Source organism: Pseudomonas auratipiscis, from assembly GCF_036324085.1.
Lineage (GTDB): Bacteria > Pseudomonadota > Gammaproteobacteria > Pseudomonadales > Pseudomonadaceae > Aquipseudomonas > Aquipseudomonas auratipiscis.
Genome location: NZ_JAZDCU010000015.1, coordinates 76842 through 95576, shown reverse-complemented (window position 1 = coordinate 95576; position 18735 = coordinate 76842). Strand labels below are relative to the sequence as shown.

Below are 18735 nucleotides of genomic sequence, written 5' to 3'. Positions count from 1 at the left end.
CCAGTCAGGTTGCGTCGAGCATCAATTGATACCTCTCTTTCATGAATCACGCCACCCCGGCGAGGAACGCCTATGGCTGCGTACTACAACGAAATTGACCCATACGCCGCCCAGTGGCTACGCAACCTCATCGCGGGGGGGAATATAGCACCAGGCGACGTCGACGAACGATCGATCGAGGATGTTCACCCTGATGACCTCAAGCCTTACACCCAGTGTCATTTCTTCGCCGGTATCGGCGTTTGGTCCCACTCCCTTCGTCGCGCCGGCTGGCCAGATGATCGACCTGTTTGGACCGGTTCCTGTCCGTGCCAACCTTTCTCCTCGGCAGGCCAAGGAGATGGGTTTGATGATCCTCGCCACCTGTGGCCAGCGTTCGCCTGGCTCATCCGTGAGCGAAAACCTGCAGAGCTCTTTGGAGAACAGGTTGCAAGCAAGGACTCAGAGCCTTGGCTCGACCTTGTACAAGCTGACCTGGAAACCATGGATTATGCCTTCGGGGCTATCGCGTTCCCGTCTGCGGGCGTCGGTGCGCCGCACATCCGAGATAGAACGTACTGGGTGGCCAACGCCAACGGCAGCGGACGCCAGTCGCGGAGCAAAGGACGCTCGACCGTGGGACACAGGGCGCCCTCTGAACCAGATTGCCGCATTGTCCGGCTGGACCACGCCAACTACACGGGACTGGAAAGATACGCCGGGCATGGTGGCACAGCGCGACGGCAAGGACCGCAACGACCAGTTACCTCGGCAAGCTTACCTGTGCGGTTGGCCGACACCGACTGCCAACTCCAAGAGCCAACCAGAAACGCAGCGGGGACTGGAGACACTAGCAGGCTCAGCGAGCCTATCGGGCTGGCCTACCCCGCTAGCTACCGACGGGAACAAGGCGGATGCCACCTTGCCGGTAGTGATGAAGCGCATATCCAAGGGGCAGCAGATCAGCACCGCAATGGCGGCCCGGTTAACGGCCTCTGGCGAGACGCTGACTGGCTCTTCTGCCGGGATGGAAAGTGGCGGCCAGTTGAACCCAGCACATTCCCGTTGGCTCATGGGGCTCCCGGTCGAGTGGGACGACTGCGCGCCTACGGAAACGCCATCAATGCTGAAGCGGCAACGCAGTTCATAGCCGCGTATCTCGAAACACTGTGAGCGCCAGCGAGGCGCCCGGAGATAACCATGAGCACATTCGCAGTCTTCGGCATGACCGCCGACGTAGCGCTGGCTGAGGCCAGGAAGATCACCAAGACCACCAAGGCAAGCGGCAAGGTGGGGGGGGGTAGCCCTTGAGCTAACGCTTGCCGAGTGGAATGAAGCCGTTGCGGAATGCGCCGCCAAGATCATGGCCGGCGAGAAAGTGAAGCAGCTGAGCCAGATGCTCGACGCACCGCAGTACGCCAAGCAGTTCATGGAGCTTGCACGGAAGACAGGCCAGTGCCGCGACCTGCGTATCAGGGCTAAGTGCGTGATTACCGACGCCAAAGGCAAGCCGGTGATCAATCAGAAAACCAAGATGCCGAAGGTTGGCTGGATAGACTACCCGCAAGAAGTAACGCCGAAAGTCGCCTAAGTAGCATGCATCGCATAAAGCTTGAGTCGACTACAGCTTTTTGGCACGCCCGAGCGCGATCTCCAGCTCCTCTACAGCGGCAGAGGTGCGCTTACCATCGGACTTTCCACCACCATCAGCACTGAACAATCGTGCAATTGCGCTCTTGGTAAGTAGGTCCATGTCGAGGCCATGGCTCCCTGCTGCAGCTATCAACGCAGTCAACGCACTTCTAAGTTGGACTTCCCTGCTACCCGCCATTTTTATTCTCTCCAGGTAAGAACCTTTAATTGTACAGCGAGGTATCCCCATGCCCACAGAAAACCGATCCAGCAACACCGAGGGCTGGATAGCCTGCGACGACGGCCTGCACCTGATCCAGATGGACAAGAATCTCAGCCACTACGGCTGGGTGTTCAGGAAAATTGATGGAGGACTGCCCTACTCGGTTCGTGAAGCCACGCCCCACGAAATGGCACATGCCCAAGCTCGCCAGCACCTGCGTATTGGAGTCGCGCAGATCGCTGGACAGGCGCCAGCCCCGCGTCCCCACCCCGAACCAATAGCCTGGATGGTTGGTACTGCCATCTGGTGGACCAAAGAAGAGGCAGAGAGGGATGCGGCGGAGACTGGGCTGTCGATTGTAGGCTTGGGGCCGATGACCGGCATCGCAACTGCCGAGAAATGTCAGGGCGAGCCGGTGGGCGAAGTTGTGGCGTTCGGAAAAGGGCTGCATGAGATAGCTTGGGCAGCTGGGCGCATGCCAAGGCTCGGCGCCAAGCTCTACACCAATGCTGATCCTAATGTGCGCTTGGAGGCCGTGGCCGGCGAGAAGATGAGAGTCATCGAGCAGCTGAAGTCTGAGCTTGGGGAGGCAAAGGGCGAGTACGACCGATCAGCCAATAAAGTTGCGGCCATGGAGGCCCAGCTGGCCGAGCGGGATGGGCCGCACCCTATCCGCGTGCTTGGGCAGGAGGCCTATTCAACGTTGGTAGGCATGGTCGAATACTGCCTGAACCAGCGTGTTTGCATGGGTATGGATGAGGGCTTCAAGTCCTTTGATCCTGAAGAAGAACACGACTTCGTTAAAGAGTTGCGCACCTTTGTCGCCCTATCCGCCAGCGCAGAGCCGAGCGCACCGATCGCCTGGCATGTCGGCGGCAATGGCTATGACCGGATCTGCTTCGAGAAGCCAGACGATCTACCCGGCCGCCCTTGCATCCAGGCCATCCATGACCAGCGCCAGCTGATCGACCTGCTCAAGCGGTACGACCTGCGCGACGAGGACGTGCCACCAGACGAGCGCGCCCACGGCATCCCCGGCACCTCCTTCCAGCGACTGAACGCACTGGCCAACCAGGGCGAGTAAGCCGCGGCTCGTGAAGAGCACATCTGTACTCCAAGCTGTAACCCCTCTCCCCTCTATTCACTGCCGCGATATGGCGGCCAAGGAATCATCGTGCCCGAAGAAAAGAACCTGGATCACGAACTGCTGAAGCTGGCCGCCAAGGGTGGTGGCTTGGATATCGAGCCCTGCACCTGCCGCGACCCAAAGTGGCCGTTCCGCCTGAAAGGCCAGTCCGGCGTCCGTGCCCACTGGAACCCACTCATCAACGACGGTGATGCGCTGAAACTGGCGGTTGAGCTTCGGCTGAACATCGAAATCAACGCCGGCGGCGTCGATGTCTACAGCGGTGACCTGGATGAGGGCCTATATGTGCCGGTCTCCGGCGATCTTCGAGATTGCACGCGTCGAGCCATTGTTCACGCTGCAGCCAAAGTGGGAGAACTGCCGTGACCCGCCTCGCCCTCTGCCTCCTGCTGCTGGCCACCGGCGCCAGCGCAAACGAGCGCTACATCGACGTGCAGCACGACGCCCGCCGCGGCGTCACCTGCTACATCCTCAACGAGTCGGCGATCTTCTGCATCCCCGACAGCCAGCTGCAGGCCGGCAACGAGCGCCAGCTCTCCCCGCACGAAAAGCAGGACAACGGACCTACACCCGCACTGGCGCCTGGGCGCTGGATTGATGAGAGGTATGAGCTGTGAGCAAGAAGAAGACCAGTTTCACCATCGTCTCCAGCGAAGAGCTGGCCGAGCTGCGGCGCGACCGGGACCGACTCAGCGCACTGGAGTCGTGCTGCTGGGATGTCAGCTTCGAAAGCCATTCCAATGGCATGGACGGCGATTACAGCATCGGTATCGAGATCATCGGCCACTACATGGGCAAGCCAAACCGGCGCGTGCTCGGTGAGAACTACAACGAGAACTTGCGCGCGGCCATAGACCAAGCGCTGACGGCAGAGGCGTACCCGCCGGCGCGGCCTGAGTATGACATCTACGGCAACCCCGAGCGGAGGCGAGCATGACCGACCTGGTCGAAGCGAAGACCTGCACCTGTCCATCCGGCGACGGCTCACTGCGCTGGCCGTGCCCGGTTCATCCGCCGAAGGAGGTGATGCCGTGACCGAACAAAGCACCAAGGAATTCTACTCTGCAGATCAAGCCTCTCAGCATGCCGCAGACTGGTGCAAACGAAATCCCGCGTGGCGCCGGATCTGCGATATCCCGGATATCTCTGTGTTCGAAAAAACCTACGATGAAATCCCAAAGCGGGAGCGCGCTTACTGGGAAAAGAACGGCGGCGAAGAGTGCTGGCGTGAATTCGGCACCGGAGAAACAAAGGTGCCGACCGGATTCATCTCTGGAAAGGGCGAGTTCTTCGACCACGTCCTGAAAGTGCCACTCCATCACAACATGATGACGGTGTATCGCGTAGGCAAGAGGTGGAAGCCATGATCGCCCTCGCCTACATGGCCTATCTGATCTACAGGGGGCCGCGATGAGCGCCGAAGTCTTCCAGTTTCCGCTTAAGCGCCGAGCCCACAACAACCAAGTGCTGGCCAACCAGGCGGAGCGGAAGAAGCTGGCCGATTGGTTCCGGCAAGTTGCGCAGCACATTGAAGGCAACGAGGTGGAGCGCGAGCCGCTGGCAGCCATGATCGTGCTCAGCAGTGCAGCCGGCGACGAGGTACTGCATGCCGGCTATTCGACCGATGCAACGTCCCTCGTCCAAGCCGGCAACGCCGCTCGCCAGTGGGCACACCTGACATTCCAGCGTAGTGACGGCAACTTCTTCGACCGCCAACGCTAACCCTCCCCCTACTACTCAAGCCCGACGACATGCGCGGGCATGGAGAGCTATTGCCATGATCATCGACGACGTGATGACGGACAAAATCACGCTACACGGCCTGGGCTTTGTCCAGGTGCAACTGCAGGGCGACCAGCGCCTGCACGTGTGGCACCCAGAACTGCCCCGCCGCGCCTGCTTCGAGCACTCGGCGATCCACGATCATCGCTTCAACTTCATCTCCCGGGTGCTGGTCGGCACGCAGATCAATCACTGCTACTGGCTGATGCATAACCCCGAAGGGGAATTCGTGCTGTACCTCCACGAAGGCAAGCGCACCGCCAACGGCGGCCGGCCCTGGACGCCAGACGGGCGCGCCGACCTGGTGCACGAAACCTCCTTCAAGATCGAGGCCGGGAACGACTACAACACCCAGGCCTATGCGTACCACCGCACAGAGCCAGGCGGTGACGGCCGCGTGGCCACCATCATGCAGAAGCGCGGCGAGTACCCGGCCGGCGCCCATTCCACCTGCCGCCACGGCATCCAGCCAGACACGGACTTCGACCGCTACCAGTGGCCCGCAGCCCGACTCTGGGAAGTCGTGCGCGAAGTCCTGCTGGCCTGACCACCAACCTGCCGCCACCGGCGGCGTGGAGCCATCCATGAACCTGATCGACTGCTACGTCAGCAAGATCCTGGGCGCGCCTTATCGCAAGTTCGGCGCCTGGTGGGTTGACGTTGAATACGAGGCCTATGGCCGGACCAGTAAAACCCACCTTATGTTCCGCACCGAGGAAGCCGCCTGCGCGGCAGCGGTCGGGCATCATTTCTTGGCCTGAGGAGGCACCAGATGAATACCTATTTCCTGCTCATGGCCCAGTACGGTGGACAGGCAATCATCCCGCTTGAGCGCGTTTGCCTCGACTACTTCAGCCACCTGACCCCGGAGAAGATGAAGGGCAAGGTCGCCCGAGGCGAAATCAACCTGCCGCTGGTCTGCATGGAATCAAGCCAAAAGTCTGCCCGCGGCGTACACCTGAACGACCTGGCCGCCTACCTCGATACCCAGCACGCCAAGGCCAAGACCGAGCACAACAAGCTCATGGGTCGCGGTCTTCGACGCGTCTCTTGATCCTCTTCTGGGCCTCGATCACGGGGCCCGTTATCACCTTATCGATCCATTCCCATCCTTTATATGGATCGCCATTCCCCCGCAGGTGCGTATAGCGCCGCATCGAATTCCAATCCCGGTGACCGGAAACAGAGGCCACCTTCGGGATATCCCACCCCATTTCGAATAACCGACTGACGCCATCGTGGCGCAGGTCGTGAAAGTGCAGGTCGCCCACCTCAAGGAAGTTGCAGGCCCTGGTGAAGGATGCCGATATCGACTTTGATTTGTACGGAAATACCTCATCGGACACCCGTGGCATCGACTGCAGGATGCGCCATGCTTCATCCGGCATGTGGCACCAAACGTCGTTCCCGTATTTCTGTCCCGGGTTCTTCATGTCTGTGACCAGGGCAGAATGGTCCTTCTCGCTCAGAGCATCCCAGCGTATCCGCGTAATCTCCTCCTGGCGCCGGGTCGAGAACAGCGCAAATAGCACCACCCGCAGCATGTCGATCTCCTGCTTGCGGCGGTCGCGCATCTCGTCGAAGTACTTGAGGATGCGGTCGAGCTCGTCCAGCGTGGGCCGGCGGTTTCGCTCACGGCTTTTGCTGACGGCGCCCATCTTGCGCAACACCTTCCGGGCGTCCGGCATTGCGTGCGGGTCGACTTCATAGCCCCAGGCGGGCCTTGCCACGGACAACACGGCGCCGAGATGGGCCAGGTCGTTTCCTACGGTCTGCGCCTGGATGCCGTCGTTCTCCATTCGCCACATGGCGTACTCGACAAGCTTCTGACTGGTCAGTTCGGTATCAGTGACTTCGCCCAGCCATGTTTCCTTGATGGCATTGAGCGTCGCTCGCTTGGTCTTTCCGAGGGGTCGAAGCTTCTCGTACTGGTCAAGGTAGCGGTCAATCATATGCTTGACCGTGACCCCGTCCCGGTTCGCCTTGGCGATAGCGCCAGGCTCGTGCAGTTCAGCCTCCCGTTTCCTGATCCAGGCCTGGGCTGTAGTCTTCCGGTCGAAGGTCTGGCTTTCCTGATAGACTTTCACACCCTTGCGCATAATCCTGATCTGGGCGTCGTAGGTGGTAGACCCGTCTTTCCTTTTGCGGGTTGTGATGGTGCCCATTTGCTAAATCCTCATCTGCCTTTGCTGAAATTCAGCAACAGGGTTTGGAGAATAAGCAAAAAAGGTAGTAAACGATAGATAATGAGAGAAACCCGAATGCTCCCCGAAACACCAGAAAATCAGGCCCACCCAATAGATTCGGTAGTTAGGCGATTTTCTGTTGCACCGATGATGGATTGGACCGATCGCCACTGCCGGTTCTTCCTGCGTCTGCTCTCGAGCAATGCATTGCTCTACACCGAGATGGTCACCACCGGTGCCTTGTTGCACGGCGATGCCGAACGCTTCCTGCGCCACGACGAAGCCGAACATCCCCTGGCCCTGCAATTGGGTGGCAGTGTGCCGGCCGATCTGGCGGCCTGCGCCAAGCTGGCGGAGGGTGCGGGCTACGATGAGGTCAATCTGAACGTCGGCTGCCCAAGCGACCGGGTGCAGAACAATATGATCGGTGCCTGCCTGATGGCGCATCCGGCGTTGGTGGGCGATTGCGTCAAGGCGATGCAGGATGCGGTGCAGATTCCTGTGACGGTCAAACACCGTATTGGGATCAATGGGCGCGACAGCTACGCGCAGCTCTGCGATTTCGTCGGCCAGGTACGGGATGCCGGGTGCCGCAGCTTTACCGTGCATGCACGAATCGCGATTCTCGAAGGGTTATCACCGAAGGAGAACCGCGAGATTCCGCCGTTGCGCTATGACGTTGCCGCACAACTGAAGACGGATTTCCCAGAGCTGGAGATCATCCTCAACGGCGGCATCAAGACGCTCGCCGAGTGCCAGGAGCATTTGCAGACCTTCGACGGCGTGATGCTCGGGCGCGAGGCTTATCACAATCCTTACGTGCTGGCGCAGGTCGACCAGCAGTTGTTCGCCAGTCAGGCACCCGTGATCAGCCGCAGTGAGGCACTGGCCAGGTTGCGCCCGTACATCGCCGCGCATCTCGCTGCAGGCGGCGCGATGCATCATGTCACCCGTCATATCCTCGGCCTTGGCCAGGGCTTCCCAGGGGCACGCAAGTTCCGTCAGTTGCTCTCGGTCGATATCCACAAAAGCAACGACCCTCTGGCGCTGCTGGACCAGGCAGGCGAGCTGCTGCAAGGGCGTTAGTTCCGGAACCTGTGGGCGGTTGCAGACTCGAAGTGTTATCCCCTCGCCCCTCCTGCCAGCCAGTGCTTGAGCCGCTGGCAGCGCTCGGGTAATGTCGATCCATTGCACAGGACAGAGCACGCCCATGACCTCCAAGCTGGAACAACTCAAGCAGTTCACCACTGTGGTTGCCGACACTGGTGATATCGATGCCATCAGCCGCCTGAAACCGGTCGATGCCACCACCAATCCTTCGCTGCTGCTCAAGGCTGCAGCCATGCCGGGTTACGCCGATCTGCTGAAGGATTCGGTGGGGCACAGCAAGGGTGATGTCGCCCGTGCCTGTGACGCCTTCGCCGTGGCCGTGGGTGCTGGTATTCTCAAGGTGATCCCCGGGCGTATCTCCACCGAGGTCGATGCGCGCCTGTCCTTCGATCAACCGGCATTGCTGGCCAAGGCCCGGCAGTTGATCGAACTCTACGAGCAAGCCGGGATCGGCCGCGACCGCGTACTGATCAAGCTGGCCTCAACCTGGGAAGGTATTCGGGCTGCCGAAGTACTGGAAAAGGAAGGCATCCAGACCAACCTCACCCTGCTGTTTTCCTTCGCCCAGGCCCAAGCCTGCGCCGATGCCGGGGTGTTCCTGATTTCACCGTTCGTGGGCCGCATCTACGACTGGTACAAAAAATCCACCGGCACTGACTACGTCGGCGCTGAGGATCCAGGCGTGCAGTCGGTTACACGCATCTACAACTACTACAAGAGCAACGGCTATGACACCGTGGTCATGGGTGCAAGCTTTCGCAACATTGGCCAGATCGAACAACTGGCCGGCTGCGACCGCTTGACCATAAGCCCAGAGCTGCTGCAGCAGCTGAGCGACGATCAAGGCGAACTGCCACGTATTCTCAAGCCAGGCAACGCCGGTGAGCCGCGCCAGCAACTCAACGAAGCGCAATTTCGCTGGGCATCCAACGAAGATGCGATGGCCACCGAAAAGCTCGCCGAAGGTATTCGTCAGTTCGCACGCGATCAAGAGAAGCTTGAGGCGTTGATGGCGGCAAAGGTTTGATACAAAGCCGGGTTTGATACTGAGCTGAAGAATGCTGAGTATCCTTGCCTTTTTGCGGCCTTGACGGCCTCATCGCGGGTCACGCCCGCTCCTGCACTGGAGCGGGCGTGACCCGCGATGCTTTTGATTTGTGCCCTTAGAGATGTTGATGCCTGATCCCTCCCCCTTGCCAGCAGTATTGGCTGGCCCTTTACTGCGCCGCCTGGAACCCACCCGTATGGTGTTCTGGCTGGTTGGTTCGCAAGAACTGAATCCTCGTTTGTCATTGAGCTGTGCGAACATCACCTCCACCCTGGAGTGCCAAGTCATTGCCATCGGCCAGCACGCGTTCGTGCACCTGATCGATATCCATCTCGACAGCGCCCTGCCCTACGATGTGCAAATCGACTATGACCTGCTCCTGAGCACAGACGACGGCTGCCAAGGCATCGCACAGTGGGCGCCACACCTGCTTTACAAAGGTGCCAGCCAGCCCAATTTCGTACTGCGCTCGCGCATTGATCAACTGCTTCACGGGTCTTGCCGCAAACCCCACTTCGCCGCTGCAGATGGCCTGCTGTGTGCTGATCGCTTGCTGATGGACTGTGTCGACCCCAACGCTCGCCCAGCGCTACTGATGATGAACGGCGACCAGGTCTACGCCGACGACGTCGCCGGCCCCATGTTGCGGGCCATCCATGTTCTGATCGAACGCCTGGGACTGTTCAACGAAAAGCTGCAAGGCGCAGTGGTCGAAAACAGCGCTGCGCTCTACAGACACCCGGCAAGCTACTATCATCGCGCCGACCTGCTGCCGGCGTTGGAAAGCAACGAAACTCTGCGTGAACGCTTCTTCGGCGGCACGCGCAAACCGATTTTTACCAGCAGTAACGCCGATAACCACTTGGTGACCTTCGCCGAAGTCATGGCCATGTACCTGCTGGTCTGGTCGCCGGTGCCCTGGACATTGATCGACGTGCAAATGCCGCCTGGGCTTACCGAGCCGCGCCAAGTGCGCTACCGAGCCGAGCAGCAACTGATAGAAGACTTCGTCGCCGGACTTGGCGGCGTAGCACGTGTGCTGGCGCACCTGCCCAGCCTGATGATCTTCGACGACCATGACATCACCGATGATTGGAACCTGTCAGCGCAATGGGAAGAGACCGCTTATGGTCATCCCTTCTCCAAACGCATCATCGGCAATGCCCTGCTTGCCTACCTTTTGTGCCAGGGCTGGGGCAATGATCCCGACAGCTGCCGTGAGCTGGTGAGCAAATGCCAGACGCTGAGTAGCAGTGCCCAAGCGGACCTGGAATTGGATTCGCCGCTGCAAGATACCCTTATCGATGAGCTGCTGCGCTTTGAAGGCTGGCAATTCGTGCTGCCGAGCAATCCACCCTTGTTGGTGCTCGATACCCGCACGCGGCGCTGGCGCAGTGAAAGCAACTTGAAGAAGCCATCGGGCCTGCTCGATTGGGAAGCCCTGTGCGAACTGCAGCAAGCGCTGCTCGATCATCCCTCGGCGATCATCGTCTCCCCGGCTCCGATCTTCGGCGTCAAACTGATAGAGACAGTGCAGCGGGTGTTCAGTTGGTTGGGCTATCCGCTATTGGTCGATGCGGAAAACTGGATGGCCCATCGTGGTTCGGCGCAAGTCATTCTGAATATCTTCCGCCACTCGCGAACCCCGGGGCACTACGTGATTCTATCGGGCGATGTGCATTATTCGTTCGTCTACGAAGTACTGATTCGCCACCGTCAGCGCAGCCCGCACTTGTGGCAGATCACCAGCAGTGGCATCAAGAACGAGTTTCCGCGGCGGCTTCTGGACATTTTCGACCGCCTCAATCGCTGGCTCTACGCCCCGCATTCCCCTCTGAACTGGTTCACCAAGCGCCGCCAGATGGAAGTGATACCGCGCACGCCCAACCACAGCAAAGCGGGCGAACGGCTGTGGAACAGCGCAGGCCTGGGCCAGGTGTTTTTCAACGAACAGGGTCAACCCCAGCAGATTTTCCAACTCAATGCCGATGGCTCGGCAGCGACAGAGTTTCCACCCAGGGTAACGGATTAACCAGTAGAAGCAGGCGCCCTGCGGCGCCTGCAGGCCAGATCAAGTGCGCTCGAGTGCGTTGACCAGGTCATGGAAGGCTTCACGATTGGAGTCGTTCAGGCCCATGAGGATTTTATGCGCCTCAAGCACCTTGGAGCGCACCACGTCTTCGCTCTGGTCTTGGGAAGGGAGGTCGGTCAGGCACTCTGGGCAAGGGATTGGCCGATCAACGATGTTGAACACCTGATCGAAGCCCATGGATTGCAGCAACCGCGAGATATCCGGGTTGGTGGTAACCACCGTCGGCAAGAGGCCGACCTTCTGCCGCGACAGGATCGAGAGCTTGGCCAGCAGCCCCAAGGTGGTGCTGTCGATACTTTCTGCTTCAGTCAGATCAATGACAATCGCCGAGAAATCCAGCGCCGTAAAGATCTTTTCAATAGTCGCATCCAGCGCCGAACACAAGGTAAGGCGCACTTCGCCGACGAACTTCAGAACGAACGTGCCGCTCTGTTCAGCGAACTGGATTCTTCCCATACTCATTGAAGGTTCCTGCTCAACACCAATAGGGCGATATCATCCGGCATCTCCCCAAGCGTAGCCAATCCGAATCGTTGGCGCAGCCCATCCAGGCTGCCCCCCGCGGCCTTTATTATTTCAGGCAAGGCCGCCTCTTTATCTTTGAGCGTCTTTCCAGGCAAAAGATCCAGAATGCCATCAGAGAGCAAGGTCAAGCTGAATGTCGGTGGCAATTCCAGAACATGATCCTGGTAAGTCGCCTCGTCGAACAACCCGACCGGCAACCCACGACCTTCCAGGTAGCGGCACTGCTCCGGGGTGTAAAGCACCGGCAACGGCAGATGGCCGCCGATGCTGTAGGTCATCAGCCCGGTATCTTCATCGATCACACCACCGACCATGGTCACGTGCTTGCCCAGCTTGCAATTGATCAGGCCGCGGTTGATGTGCCCAAGTACTTCCGACGGTTTGAAGTCGCGCAATCTGGAATTGCGCTTGAATTCGAACAACAGCCGGGTAGTCATGAATTTTAACAATACAGTGACGAACGCCGAGGAAGCCCCGTGACCGGAAACGTCTGCCAGGTAGAACGCAATACGGCGCTCATCGACGCGGAAATAATCGACAAAGTCGCCCGACAGGTACAAGGATGGAATGATCTGGTGCTCGAACGACAGCGCGTCAGCCACCCACGGACTTTCCGGCAGCATATTCATCTGCACTTGGCGCCCAGCGGTCTGGTCTTCCTGCAACAGGTGCAGGCTGGCCTCCAGTTCACGGTTGGCGGTTTCGAGCTTCTCCCGGTAACGCTGGTTTTCCAGCACCAGGCGAGCACGGTCCAGCGCACGGCGTACCGAGTGCTCCAGTACTGCGAGGTCTTCGAGGGGCTTGATCAGGTAGTCGGCTGCACCCAGGCGCAACGCCTCCACCGCGTCGTTCATCACTCCGGCGCCAGAAACGACGATCACCGGCAATTCAGGTGCGCGCTCGGTAACCTGGCGAATCAGCTCCAGACCGCCCATTTGCGGCATGCGCAGATCGCAGATCACTAGATCAGGCTGTTCCTTTTCGAAGACCTGGAGGCCCTGCTGGCCATTACACGCTTGCAGGACACTGAAGCCACTGTCTTCAAGGTAGGCGGCGAGACTCGCACGCACGACGTCGTCGTCATCGATTATCAGCAGCGTTGCACTGGTATTCTGCATGTGGGCAAACGGCGCCAGAATTAGGTTGGCGTAGGTGGCTCGACAAGGCATGAGCACACGTACTGGATTCGCTTCTAGCCACTCTTATATGAGTTGTAGGACAAGACAGGCTGTCCGGCAACTAGCAGAGGTGCCCTCTAAGGCGCAGACGGTACTCCCATCCGCCGGGGGTTTCAAGGGTACGCCGATGCTCGCAGCTGCTCTTTGCTGGGTAAATTACCGGGAGTTATAAAAACGCCTGCAGCTGCAACACAATGGAAAGGACGGTGGAAAGCCGATGTAGGAGAAAAAGGCTTGCATGGTAGGAGCAGTCTTGCCCGCAATTGCGATTTTTCAGCTGAATCGCAACGCGAGGCAAGCTCGCTCCCCTGCGCCGATGAACGGGCCCAGAATCAGAAATCGTCTACAACTTCGCCGTCCTTGACCTTGAACTCACGGTTTTGTAGGTAGGCATTACGAATAAACACGTATTTGTCACCGCTGATCAGCTTTTCCGCCGACAGCAAGCTTGCGCGGGTATCGACAACATCGACGGCGATGGCAGTGTTTCGGGTCGGCACATGATCAACATAGCGGTACGGTTCGGTGTAGGTGTCCGGGTACTTGCCGATCGCATCACGAACCGTACTAGGGCCAAGCAGCGGCAGCATCACGTAAGGCCCGCTGGAGACACCCCAGTAACCGAGGGTCTGGCCAAAGTCCTCATCGTTGCGTTGCAGGCCCATTTTGGTGCCGACATCGAAGAAACCGGCCAACCCGAAGGTGGTGTTGATGATCAAGCGAGCAGTGTCGACGCCAGCAGCGTGAGGCTTGAACTGCAGCACGTTGTTGGCCAGGTTGGTGACATCGCCCAGGTTGAGGAACATGTTGTGGATACCATCTTCCAGAAACTGGGGAGTGACGGCCTGGTACCCTTTTGCCAGCGGCTTGAGGGCGTAGGTATCGACGGTATCGTTGAAGGTGAAGATCGGCCGGTTGATGCTCTCCCACGGGTCTTCTTCAGTAGCTGCCTGGGCTGCGCCCAATGGCGCCAGCAACAGGCCGGCGCAGACACAGGCCCGGGTCATCCGATCGATCACACCTGTACCGATCCTACGCATAGAGTTACTCCTCGACAGTCACTGCGCTGGACGTTATACGCCCTGCGCTAAAAAAGGAAACAAGTATAAAGGGTCTTCCACTGATAAACAGCTTGGCACAATTGAGGTCACGATTTTGTGAACAACTGTGTACCTGGTCGCCAAGGTGTAACACGTCGAGTGTAGCCTGCAGGCTATTTACAGGGACGTTGCCATGTCAGACTTTCCCGCAATTAACGCATTGCTTTTCGGTCTGCGCGACTGCCTCGTCGACAGCACTACGGTGCAACTGACGCCAGGCGCGCTGCAAACTCTCGACGGGTTGAAGCAGCAACAAATCCCCTGTGCCTGGATCGACGAGCTGACTGAAGCCGACGCCCTGCAGTTGTCCTCACCCTTGCCATCATGGCTCAAGGCCCAGCACCAGGCACCCGCGCCATGGCCTGCACCCGATGCCTGCTGGCACGCACTGATGACCCTCAAGGCCCATACCCTCGACGGCTGCGTGCTGGTCAGTGGCGACCCACGGCTGTTGCAATCGGGCCTTAATGCAGGCCTGTGGACAATCGGCGTGGCAAGCTGCAACTCACGGTGCCGGGCAGACAGCCTGCAATGGCAGGCGCTAAGCATCCAGGAGCAAGAACGCGAGCGCGGCAAGGCGACGTTACAATTGTTCGCACTGGGGGTGCATTCGGTGATCGGCCACCTCGAAGCCTTGAACGATTGCCTGAACGACATCACCCAGCGCCGTATCAAGGGCGAAAAGCCCTGACACAGAGCTGTTGATCAGGGTCATGCAAAGCGTCGCCCAGTGGATTACTCTAGTAGGCAAGGTATGGACCTTTCACCCACTACCGGGGTCCATGACTGTGCCTATTCATAGAGGGAGATCACCCATGCCTGCCCGCGAACTGCAAGAGCAACTCAACGAGCTGCGCGAGCAATTGGAGCAAAATCCACCGCTTTCAGAAGAAGAGCGCGAACACCTGCATGAGCTTATGCGCCAGATCGAGGCCAAACTTGAACTGGAAGCCGCCAGTCCCGACAACGATCTGGTCGACAGCGTCAATCTGGCAGTGGAAACCTTTGAAGCCAATCACCCCAGCCTGACCGGCATCCTGCGCCGCCTGGCCGTCAGCCTGCACAGTATGGGTATCTGACCCCGCTCCGAAAAAAAAGCCCCGTTATCAAACGGGGCTTTTTCGTTACTGGCGAACCAACCGCACGTTCGGCAGCGTCACAGTTTCGGTGCTGCGGTAAGGGTTGATGTCCAGCCCACCACGACGAACATACCGGGCATAAACGGTGAGGAATTCGGGGTTGAGCAGGCGTTTCAGGTCCAGATAGATACGCTCAACGCATTGCTCATGGAAGTCAGCGTGTTGACGGAAGCTGATCAGGTAGGTCAGCAAGCTTGCAGGGTCCAGCGCCGCGCCGCGGTAATGCACGGTAACGCTGCCCCAATCGGGCTGACCGGTGACCGGGCAGTTGGATTTGAGCAGGTGGCTGTGCAGGGTTTCTTCGACAACGCGGCTGTTGTCACAACGCAGCAATTCCGGTTGCGGCTGCTCGTAATTGGTGATGCTGACTTCCAACTCATCGATACACCGGCCAGGCAAAGCAACCACGCCCTGCCCTTCGACTTCGGCCAAGCTTCGAACCTGCACGGACACCGGCTTGCCAGCGGCCGCCGAAAGGTCCTTTGCCAGGCACGCCTGCAAGGCTTGCGGCGTTTCGAAGACGGTCTGGTTCAGCGAGTTCAAGTACAGCTTGAACGACTTGGACTCGATGATGTTGGGTGAATCGGCGGGAATGGCGAATTCGCCAATAGCGACCACCGGCTTGCCCGAGGGCAGCAACCAGGACAACTCGAAGCAGTTCCAGAAATCCACCCCCTGCCAAGGCAGGGTCTGGGCCGTGACGCCCAGCTCGGCCCATTTGGCTGCCCGTGGGATCGGGAACAACAGCGAGGGTGTGTAGGTGGCGATGTATTCGCTGGACTTGCCCAGCGGGGAGTGTTCGGCGGCGGGGTGCATGGCTCAAACCTGAAGGACGAAATACGCCTAGTTTATCGGGTTTGTGCCATACGTTGGGCATTCGGCTGTTATTGACCGATAGTCAGCTCGCCAACCATGCCGGCCTGATAGTGGCCTGGCACATTGCAGGCGAACTCGATGGGGGTTGCCTGGGTAAAGGTCCAGGTCAGTTCACCGCGCTTGCCCGGATCGACCATGACCGTGTTCGGATCCTCATGCTTCATGCCGCCACCATGCTGCATACCGCCATGACCCATGGACGAATGATCCATCTGCCCCTGCATGGCGATCATTTCTTTCTGGTGCTTGGCATGCATGACTGCATCGCCAAGGCTGAACTCGTGCGCCACCGCTCCCTTGTTGATCAGCACGAAGCGCACCGTCTCTCCAGGCTTGACCTGCAAGCTGCGCGGCTCGTAGAACATATCGCCCATGACAATCTCCACAGTACGATCGGCCTTGGCGGCAGGAGCTGGTGCGCCGAAAACGTACGAAGGCGCAGGCGATGCCAATGCAGGCAGGCTGAATAGCGCCAGGGCGCCAGCGAAGTAAAGGTGTTTCATGTCAGGCCTACTCCAGGGTTGCGACGAATCAGGCTTCACTGTAAAAAATCGGCGCTGGCAGCTACCTGACAGAAAGATTACAACTTTGTCAGCTTGGCCACCCACGTTGCCGGGCACGGTATAACCACCTGGCACTCCTTCTCCAAGAGCCTCACGATGAAACTATTGATCGTCGAAGACCAGACCAAAACCGGCCAGTATCTGTGCCAAGGCCTCAGTGAAGCAGGCTTTGCCACGGAACTTGCCGCCGACGGCAATACCGGCCAGCACTTGGCCCTCACTGGCGACTATGACCTGCTGATTCTCGATGTGATGCTGCCCGGCCGAAATGGCTGGCAGATTCTTCAAGCGGTGCGTGCATCCGGCAATGAGGTTCCCGTCCTGTTTCTTACCGCACGCGACGCTGTGGAAGACCGCGTGCACGGTCTGGAGCTGGGTGCCGACGATTATCTGGTCAAGCCTTTTGCCTTCTCGGAACTGCTGGCGCGGGTGCGCAGCCTGCTACGCCGCGGCAGCAGCCCCGCACAAGAAACCACCCTTGGGCTCGCCGACCTGCGCCTTGACCTGATACGCCGCCGAGTTGAGCGCTGCGGTCAGCGCATCGACTTGACCGCCAAGGAATTCGCCCTGCTGGAATTGATGTTGCGCCGCCAGGGCGAGGTGCTGCCCAAGTCATTGATCGCCTCTCAGGTCTGGGATATGAACTTTGACAGCGATACCAACGTGATTGAAGTGGCCATTCGCCGACTGCGCCTGAAGATCGACGACAGTCATGAGCACAAGCTTATCCATACTGTGCGCGGCATGGGCTACGTGCTGGAAGAGCGAGTTGGCTGATGCGTAAATTGTCTCTGGGTGGCCGGCTGGCCCTGCTGTTCGCCGCTTGCACCGCGGCAGTATCGTTGACGGCCGGTGTGTTGTTCAGCCGTGCCAGCGAACGGCACTTCATCGAGCTCGATCAGCAATTGCTCGAAAGTCGCCTGTCAGTACTGCGCCAGTTACTTGAAGGCGTTGCCGACCCTGCCAGCCTGGCCTTGCGCCTGCCTGCCCTTGAATCCGAACTAAGCCACCAGACCGACCTTGCAGTGCGTGTACGCGGCAGCGATGGCCAAGTCTGGTTCGACAGCCAGGAGAAGCTACCCGACTCCCCGCGGGTGCCCGGGGTCAGTACAGTGCACAGCCCCAGCAGCGACTACCGCAGCCTGTGCGTCAATCTGAACAATGCTGACCCACAGTCAGCGCAACTGACATTGTTTCTCGACATCACCCATCACCAACACTTTCTCCAACGCATGCAGCAACTGATCTGGCTCACCGTCGGCCTCTCAGCCCTGGCCACGGCCCTGCTCGGCGCCTGGGCGGCGCGCAGCGGCCTGCGCCCCTTGCGCCAGATGGGTGAGGTGGCGTCAAAAGTGTCGGCACGCTCGTTGACCACACGCCTGCCGGCGGAGCAGATGCCGGTAGAACTTGCAGAACTGGCACAAACCGTTAATGCCATGCTCGAGCGCCTGGACAATGCCTTTCAGCGCCTGTCGGCCTTCTCCGCCGACATCGCGCATGAACTGCGCACGCCACTGTCGAACCTGTTGACGCACACCCAGGTCACCCTCACGCGCCCACGGGGCCTGGAAGAGTATCGCGAAGCCTTGCACAGCAATCTGGAGGAATTGCAGTGGATGGCGCAGTTGGTGAATGACATGCTTTACCTCGCAAAGGCTGACCATGGCCTGCTAATGCCGAGCCGTCAGTACCTGGACCTGCATGATGAAGCCGACGCCTTGATCGAATACTACGCACCCCTGGCCGAAGACGCTGGAGTCACCTTGAGTCGCGAGGGTATGGCAAGCCTGGAAGGCGACCGTCACATGTTGCGCCGGGCCCTGTCCAACCTGCTCGATAACGCCCTGCGCTTTACCCCGCCCGCAGGGGAAATCCGCGTGAATATCCAGGTGCACGACCATCAGATGCAGTTGCAGGTGGCCAACACGGGCGAACCTATCGATCCGTCACTGTTGCCGCGCTTGTTCGACCGTTTTTATCGGGCCGACCCAGCGCGTCGCGAAGGCAGTAGTGAGCATGCAGGCTTGGGACTGGCGATAACCCGCTCGATCGTACAGGCCCATGGAGGGAATATTCGGGCAGAGTCGGTGGGGGGATGGACGCGGTTTGTTATCAGCTTGCCAGCAGTGTGAAATCGCCGGTCACGCCCGCTCCC

24 protein-coding genes are annotated in these 18735 nt (G+C 59.3%); 18 read left to right on the top strand and 6 right to left on the bottom strand.

Translation table 11 applies throughout. The features are described 5' to 3' along the window. Nucleotides 1–72 precede the first annotated feature (72 nt). From V0R60_RS19735 to V0R60_RS19685, 11 genes are all read left to right on the top strand, one after another. Nucleotides 73–1152, top strand: coding sequence for a DNA cytosine methyltransferase (locus V0R60_RS19735; RefSeq protein WP_330080527.1), 1080 nt, complete (start codon nucleotides 73–75; stop codon nucleotides 1150–1152). A gap of 205 nt (nucleotides 1153–1357) precedes the next feature. After that, complete coding sequence (locus tag V0R60_RS19730; protein ID WP_330080526.1) at nucleotides 1358–1570, top strand: hypothetical protein; 213 nt, start codon at nucleotides 1358–1360, stop codon at nucleotides 1568–1570. Between the two features lie 289 nt (nucleotides 1571–1859). Continuing rightward, complete coding sequence (locus tag V0R60_RS19725; protein WP_330080525.1) at nucleotides 1860–2918, top strand: hypothetical protein; 1059 nt, start codon at nucleotides 1860–1862, stop codon at nucleotides 2916–2918. Between the two features lie 90 nt (nucleotides 2919–3008). Beyond that, on the top strand, nucleotides 3009–3347 hold the full coding sequence (locus tag V0R60_RS19720) for a hypothetical protein (RefSeq protein ID WP_330080524.1): 339 nt from the start codon (nucleotides 3009–3011) through the stop codon (nucleotides 3345–3347). Next, a complete protein-coding gene (locus tag V0R60_RS19715) occupies nucleotides 3344–3598 on the top strand; it encodes a hypothetical protein (RefSeq protein WP_330080523.1) in 255 nt (84 codons plus the stop codon). Before V0R60_RS19720 ends, V0R60_RS19715 begins: the two co-directional genes overlap by 4 nt. After that, nucleotides 3595–3918, top strand: a complete 324-nt coding sequence (locus V0R60_RS19710; RefSeq protein ID WP_330080522.1) for a peptidoglycan recognition protein family protein — start codon at nucleotides 3595–3597, stop codon at nucleotides 3916–3918. The genes V0R60_RS19715 and V0R60_RS19710 overlap by 4 nt, the downstream gene beginning before the upstream one ends. 94 nt (nucleotides 3919–4012) lie before the next feature. Continuing rightward, nucleotides 4013–4348, top strand: a complete 336-nt coding sequence (locus tag V0R60_RS19705) for a hypothetical protein (RefSeq protein WP_330080521.1) — start codon at nucleotides 4013–4015, stop codon at nucleotides 4346–4348. Between the two features lie 43 nt (nucleotides 4349–4391). Beyond that, nucleotides 4392–4703 (top strand): hypothetical protein, encoded by a 312-nt coding sequence (locus V0R60_RS19700; protein ID WP_330080520.1) that lies wholly within the window; start codon nucleotides 4392–4394, stop codon nucleotides 4701–4703. A gap of 55 nt (nucleotides 4704–4758) precedes the next feature. Further along, nucleotides 4759–5310 (top strand): hypothetical protein, encoded by a 552-nt coding sequence (locus tag V0R60_RS19695; RefSeq protein WP_330080519.1) that lies wholly within the window; start codon nucleotides 4759–4761, stop codon nucleotides 5308–5310. A 37-nt stretch (nucleotides 5311–5347) separates the two neighbouring features. Then, on the top strand, nucleotides 5348–5524 hold the full coding sequence (locus V0R60_RS19690; protein WP_330080518.1) for a hypothetical protein: 177 nt from the start codon (nucleotides 5348–5350) through the stop codon (nucleotides 5522–5524). An 11-nt stretch (nucleotides 5525–5535) separates the two neighbouring features. Further along, a complete protein-coding gene (locus V0R60_RS19685; RefSeq protein WP_330080517.1) occupies nucleotides 5536–5817 on the top strand; it encodes a pyocin activator PrtN family protein in 282 nt (93 codons plus the stop codon). On the opposite strand, the gene V0R60_RS19680 is transcribed toward V0R60_RS19685, so the two are convergent. After that, nucleotides 5786–6928 carry a tyrosine-type recombinase/integrase gene (locus tag V0R60_RS19680; RefSeq protein WP_330080516.1) on the bottom strand — a complete coding sequence of 381 codons (1143 nt, stop codon included), beginning with the start codon at nucleotides 6926–6928 and terminating at the stop codon, nucleotides 5786–5788. The genes V0R60_RS19685 and V0R60_RS19680 overlap by 32 nt on opposite strands. A gap of 96 nt (nucleotides 6929–7024) precedes the next feature. Between V0R60_RS19680 and dusA the strand changes: the two genes are divergently transcribed. The 3 genes from dusA (at nucleotide 7025) to V0R60_RS19665 (ending at nucleotide 11139) form a co-directional block, all read left to right on the top strand. Next, the gene (gene dusA / locus V0R60_RS19675; protein WP_330080593.1) at nucleotides 7025–8035 is read left to right on the top strand and encodes a tRNA dihydrouridine(20/20a) synthase DusA; all 1011 of its coding nucleotides are present in this window, start codon (nucleotides 7025–7027) and stop codon (nucleotides 8033–8035) included. Between the two features lie 124 nt (nucleotides 8036–8159). Beyond that, on the top strand, nucleotides 8160–9086 hold the full coding sequence (gene tal / locus V0R60_RS19670; RefSeq protein ID WP_330080515.1) for a transaldolase: 927 nt from the start codon (nucleotides 8160–8162) through the stop codon (nucleotides 9084–9086). A gap of 148 nt (nucleotides 9087–9234) precedes the next feature. Continuing rightward, complete coding sequence (locus tag V0R60_RS19665; protein ID WP_330080514.1) at nucleotides 9235–11139, top strand: alkaline phosphatase D family protein; 1905 nt, start codon at nucleotides 9235–9237, stop codon at nucleotides 11137–11139. A 39-nt stretch (nucleotides 11140–11178) separates the two neighbouring features. Here the strand turns inward: V0R60_RS19665 and rssC are convergent, their stop codons facing one another. The 3 genes from rssC to V0R60_RS19650 all read right to left on the bottom strand — a co-directional run bounded on the left by rssC (nucleotide 11179) and on the right by V0R60_RS19650 (nucleotide 13942). Continuing rightward, complete coding sequence (gene rssC, locus V0R60_RS19660; RefSeq protein ID WP_136475336.1) at nucleotides 11179–11661, bottom strand: anti-sigma factor antagonist RssC; 483 nt, start codon at nucleotides 11659–11661, stop codon at nucleotides 11179–11181. Beyond that, entirely contained in the window at nucleotides 11658–12842 is a 1185-nt protein-coding gene (gene rssB / locus V0R60_RS19655; protein ID WP_330080592.1) for a two-component system response regulator RssB, read from the bottom strand. Before rssB ends, rssC begins: the two co-directional genes overlap by 4 nt. Nucleotides 12843–13234: 392 nt before the next feature. After that, complete coding sequence (locus V0R60_RS19650; RefSeq protein WP_136475335.1) at nucleotides 13235–13942, bottom strand: MlaA family lipoprotein; 708 nt, start codon at nucleotides 13940–13942, stop codon at nucleotides 13235–13237. Nucleotides 13943–14135: 193 nt separating this feature from the next. Here V0R60_RS19650 and V0R60_RS19645 point away from each other — a divergent pair, with 193 nt between their 5' ends. Together V0R60_RS19645 and V0R60_RS19640 are read left to right on the top strand one after the other, a co-directional pair. Continuing rightward, nucleotides 14136–14693: a phosphonoacetaldehyde phosphonohydrolase-related protein gene (locus tag V0R60_RS19645; RefSeq protein ID WP_136475334.1), complete on the top strand. Its 558-nt coding sequence runs from the start codon at nucleotides 14136–14138 to the stop codon at nucleotides 14691–14693. A 124-nt stretch (nucleotides 14694–14817) separates the two neighbouring features. Further along, complete coding sequence (locus V0R60_RS19640; RefSeq protein ID WP_136475333.1) at nucleotides 14818–15081, top strand: DUF4404 family protein; 264 nt, start codon at nucleotides 14818–14820, stop codon at nucleotides 15079–15081. A gap of 45 nt (nucleotides 15082–15126) precedes the next feature. On the opposite strand, the gene queF is transcribed toward V0R60_RS19640, so the two are convergent. Both queF and V0R60_RS19630 read right to left on the bottom strand, forming a co-directional pair. Beyond that, nucleotides 15127–15957, bottom strand: coding sequence for an NADPH-dependent 7-cyano-7-deazaguanine reductase QueF (gene queF / locus V0R60_RS19635; RefSeq protein WP_136475332.1), 831 nt, complete (start codon nucleotides 15955–15957; stop codon nucleotides 15127–15129). A gap of 68 nt (nucleotides 15958–16025) precedes the next feature. Next, nucleotides 16026–16520, bottom strand: coding sequence for a cupredoxin domain-containing protein (locus tag V0R60_RS19630; RefSeq protein ID WP_136475331.1), 495 nt, complete (start codon nucleotides 16518–16520; stop codon nucleotides 16026–16028). A 156-nt stretch (nucleotides 16521–16676) separates the two neighbouring features. Here V0R60_RS19630 and V0R60_RS19625 point away from each other — a divergent pair, with 156 nt between their 5' ends. Together V0R60_RS19625 and V0R60_RS19620 are read left to right on the top strand one after the other, a co-directional pair. Continuing rightward, entirely contained in the window at nucleotides 16677–17357 is a 681-nt protein-coding gene (locus V0R60_RS19625; protein WP_203476688.1) for a heavy metal response regulator transcription factor, read from the top strand. Next, entirely contained in the window at nucleotides 17354–18712 is a 1359-nt protein-coding gene (locus V0R60_RS19620) for a heavy metal sensor histidine kinase (RefSeq protein WP_330080591.1), read from the top strand. The genes V0R60_RS19625 and V0R60_RS19620 overlap by 4 nt, the downstream gene beginning before the upstream one ends. The last annotated feature ends 23 nt before the right edge of the window (nucleotides 18713–18735 follow it).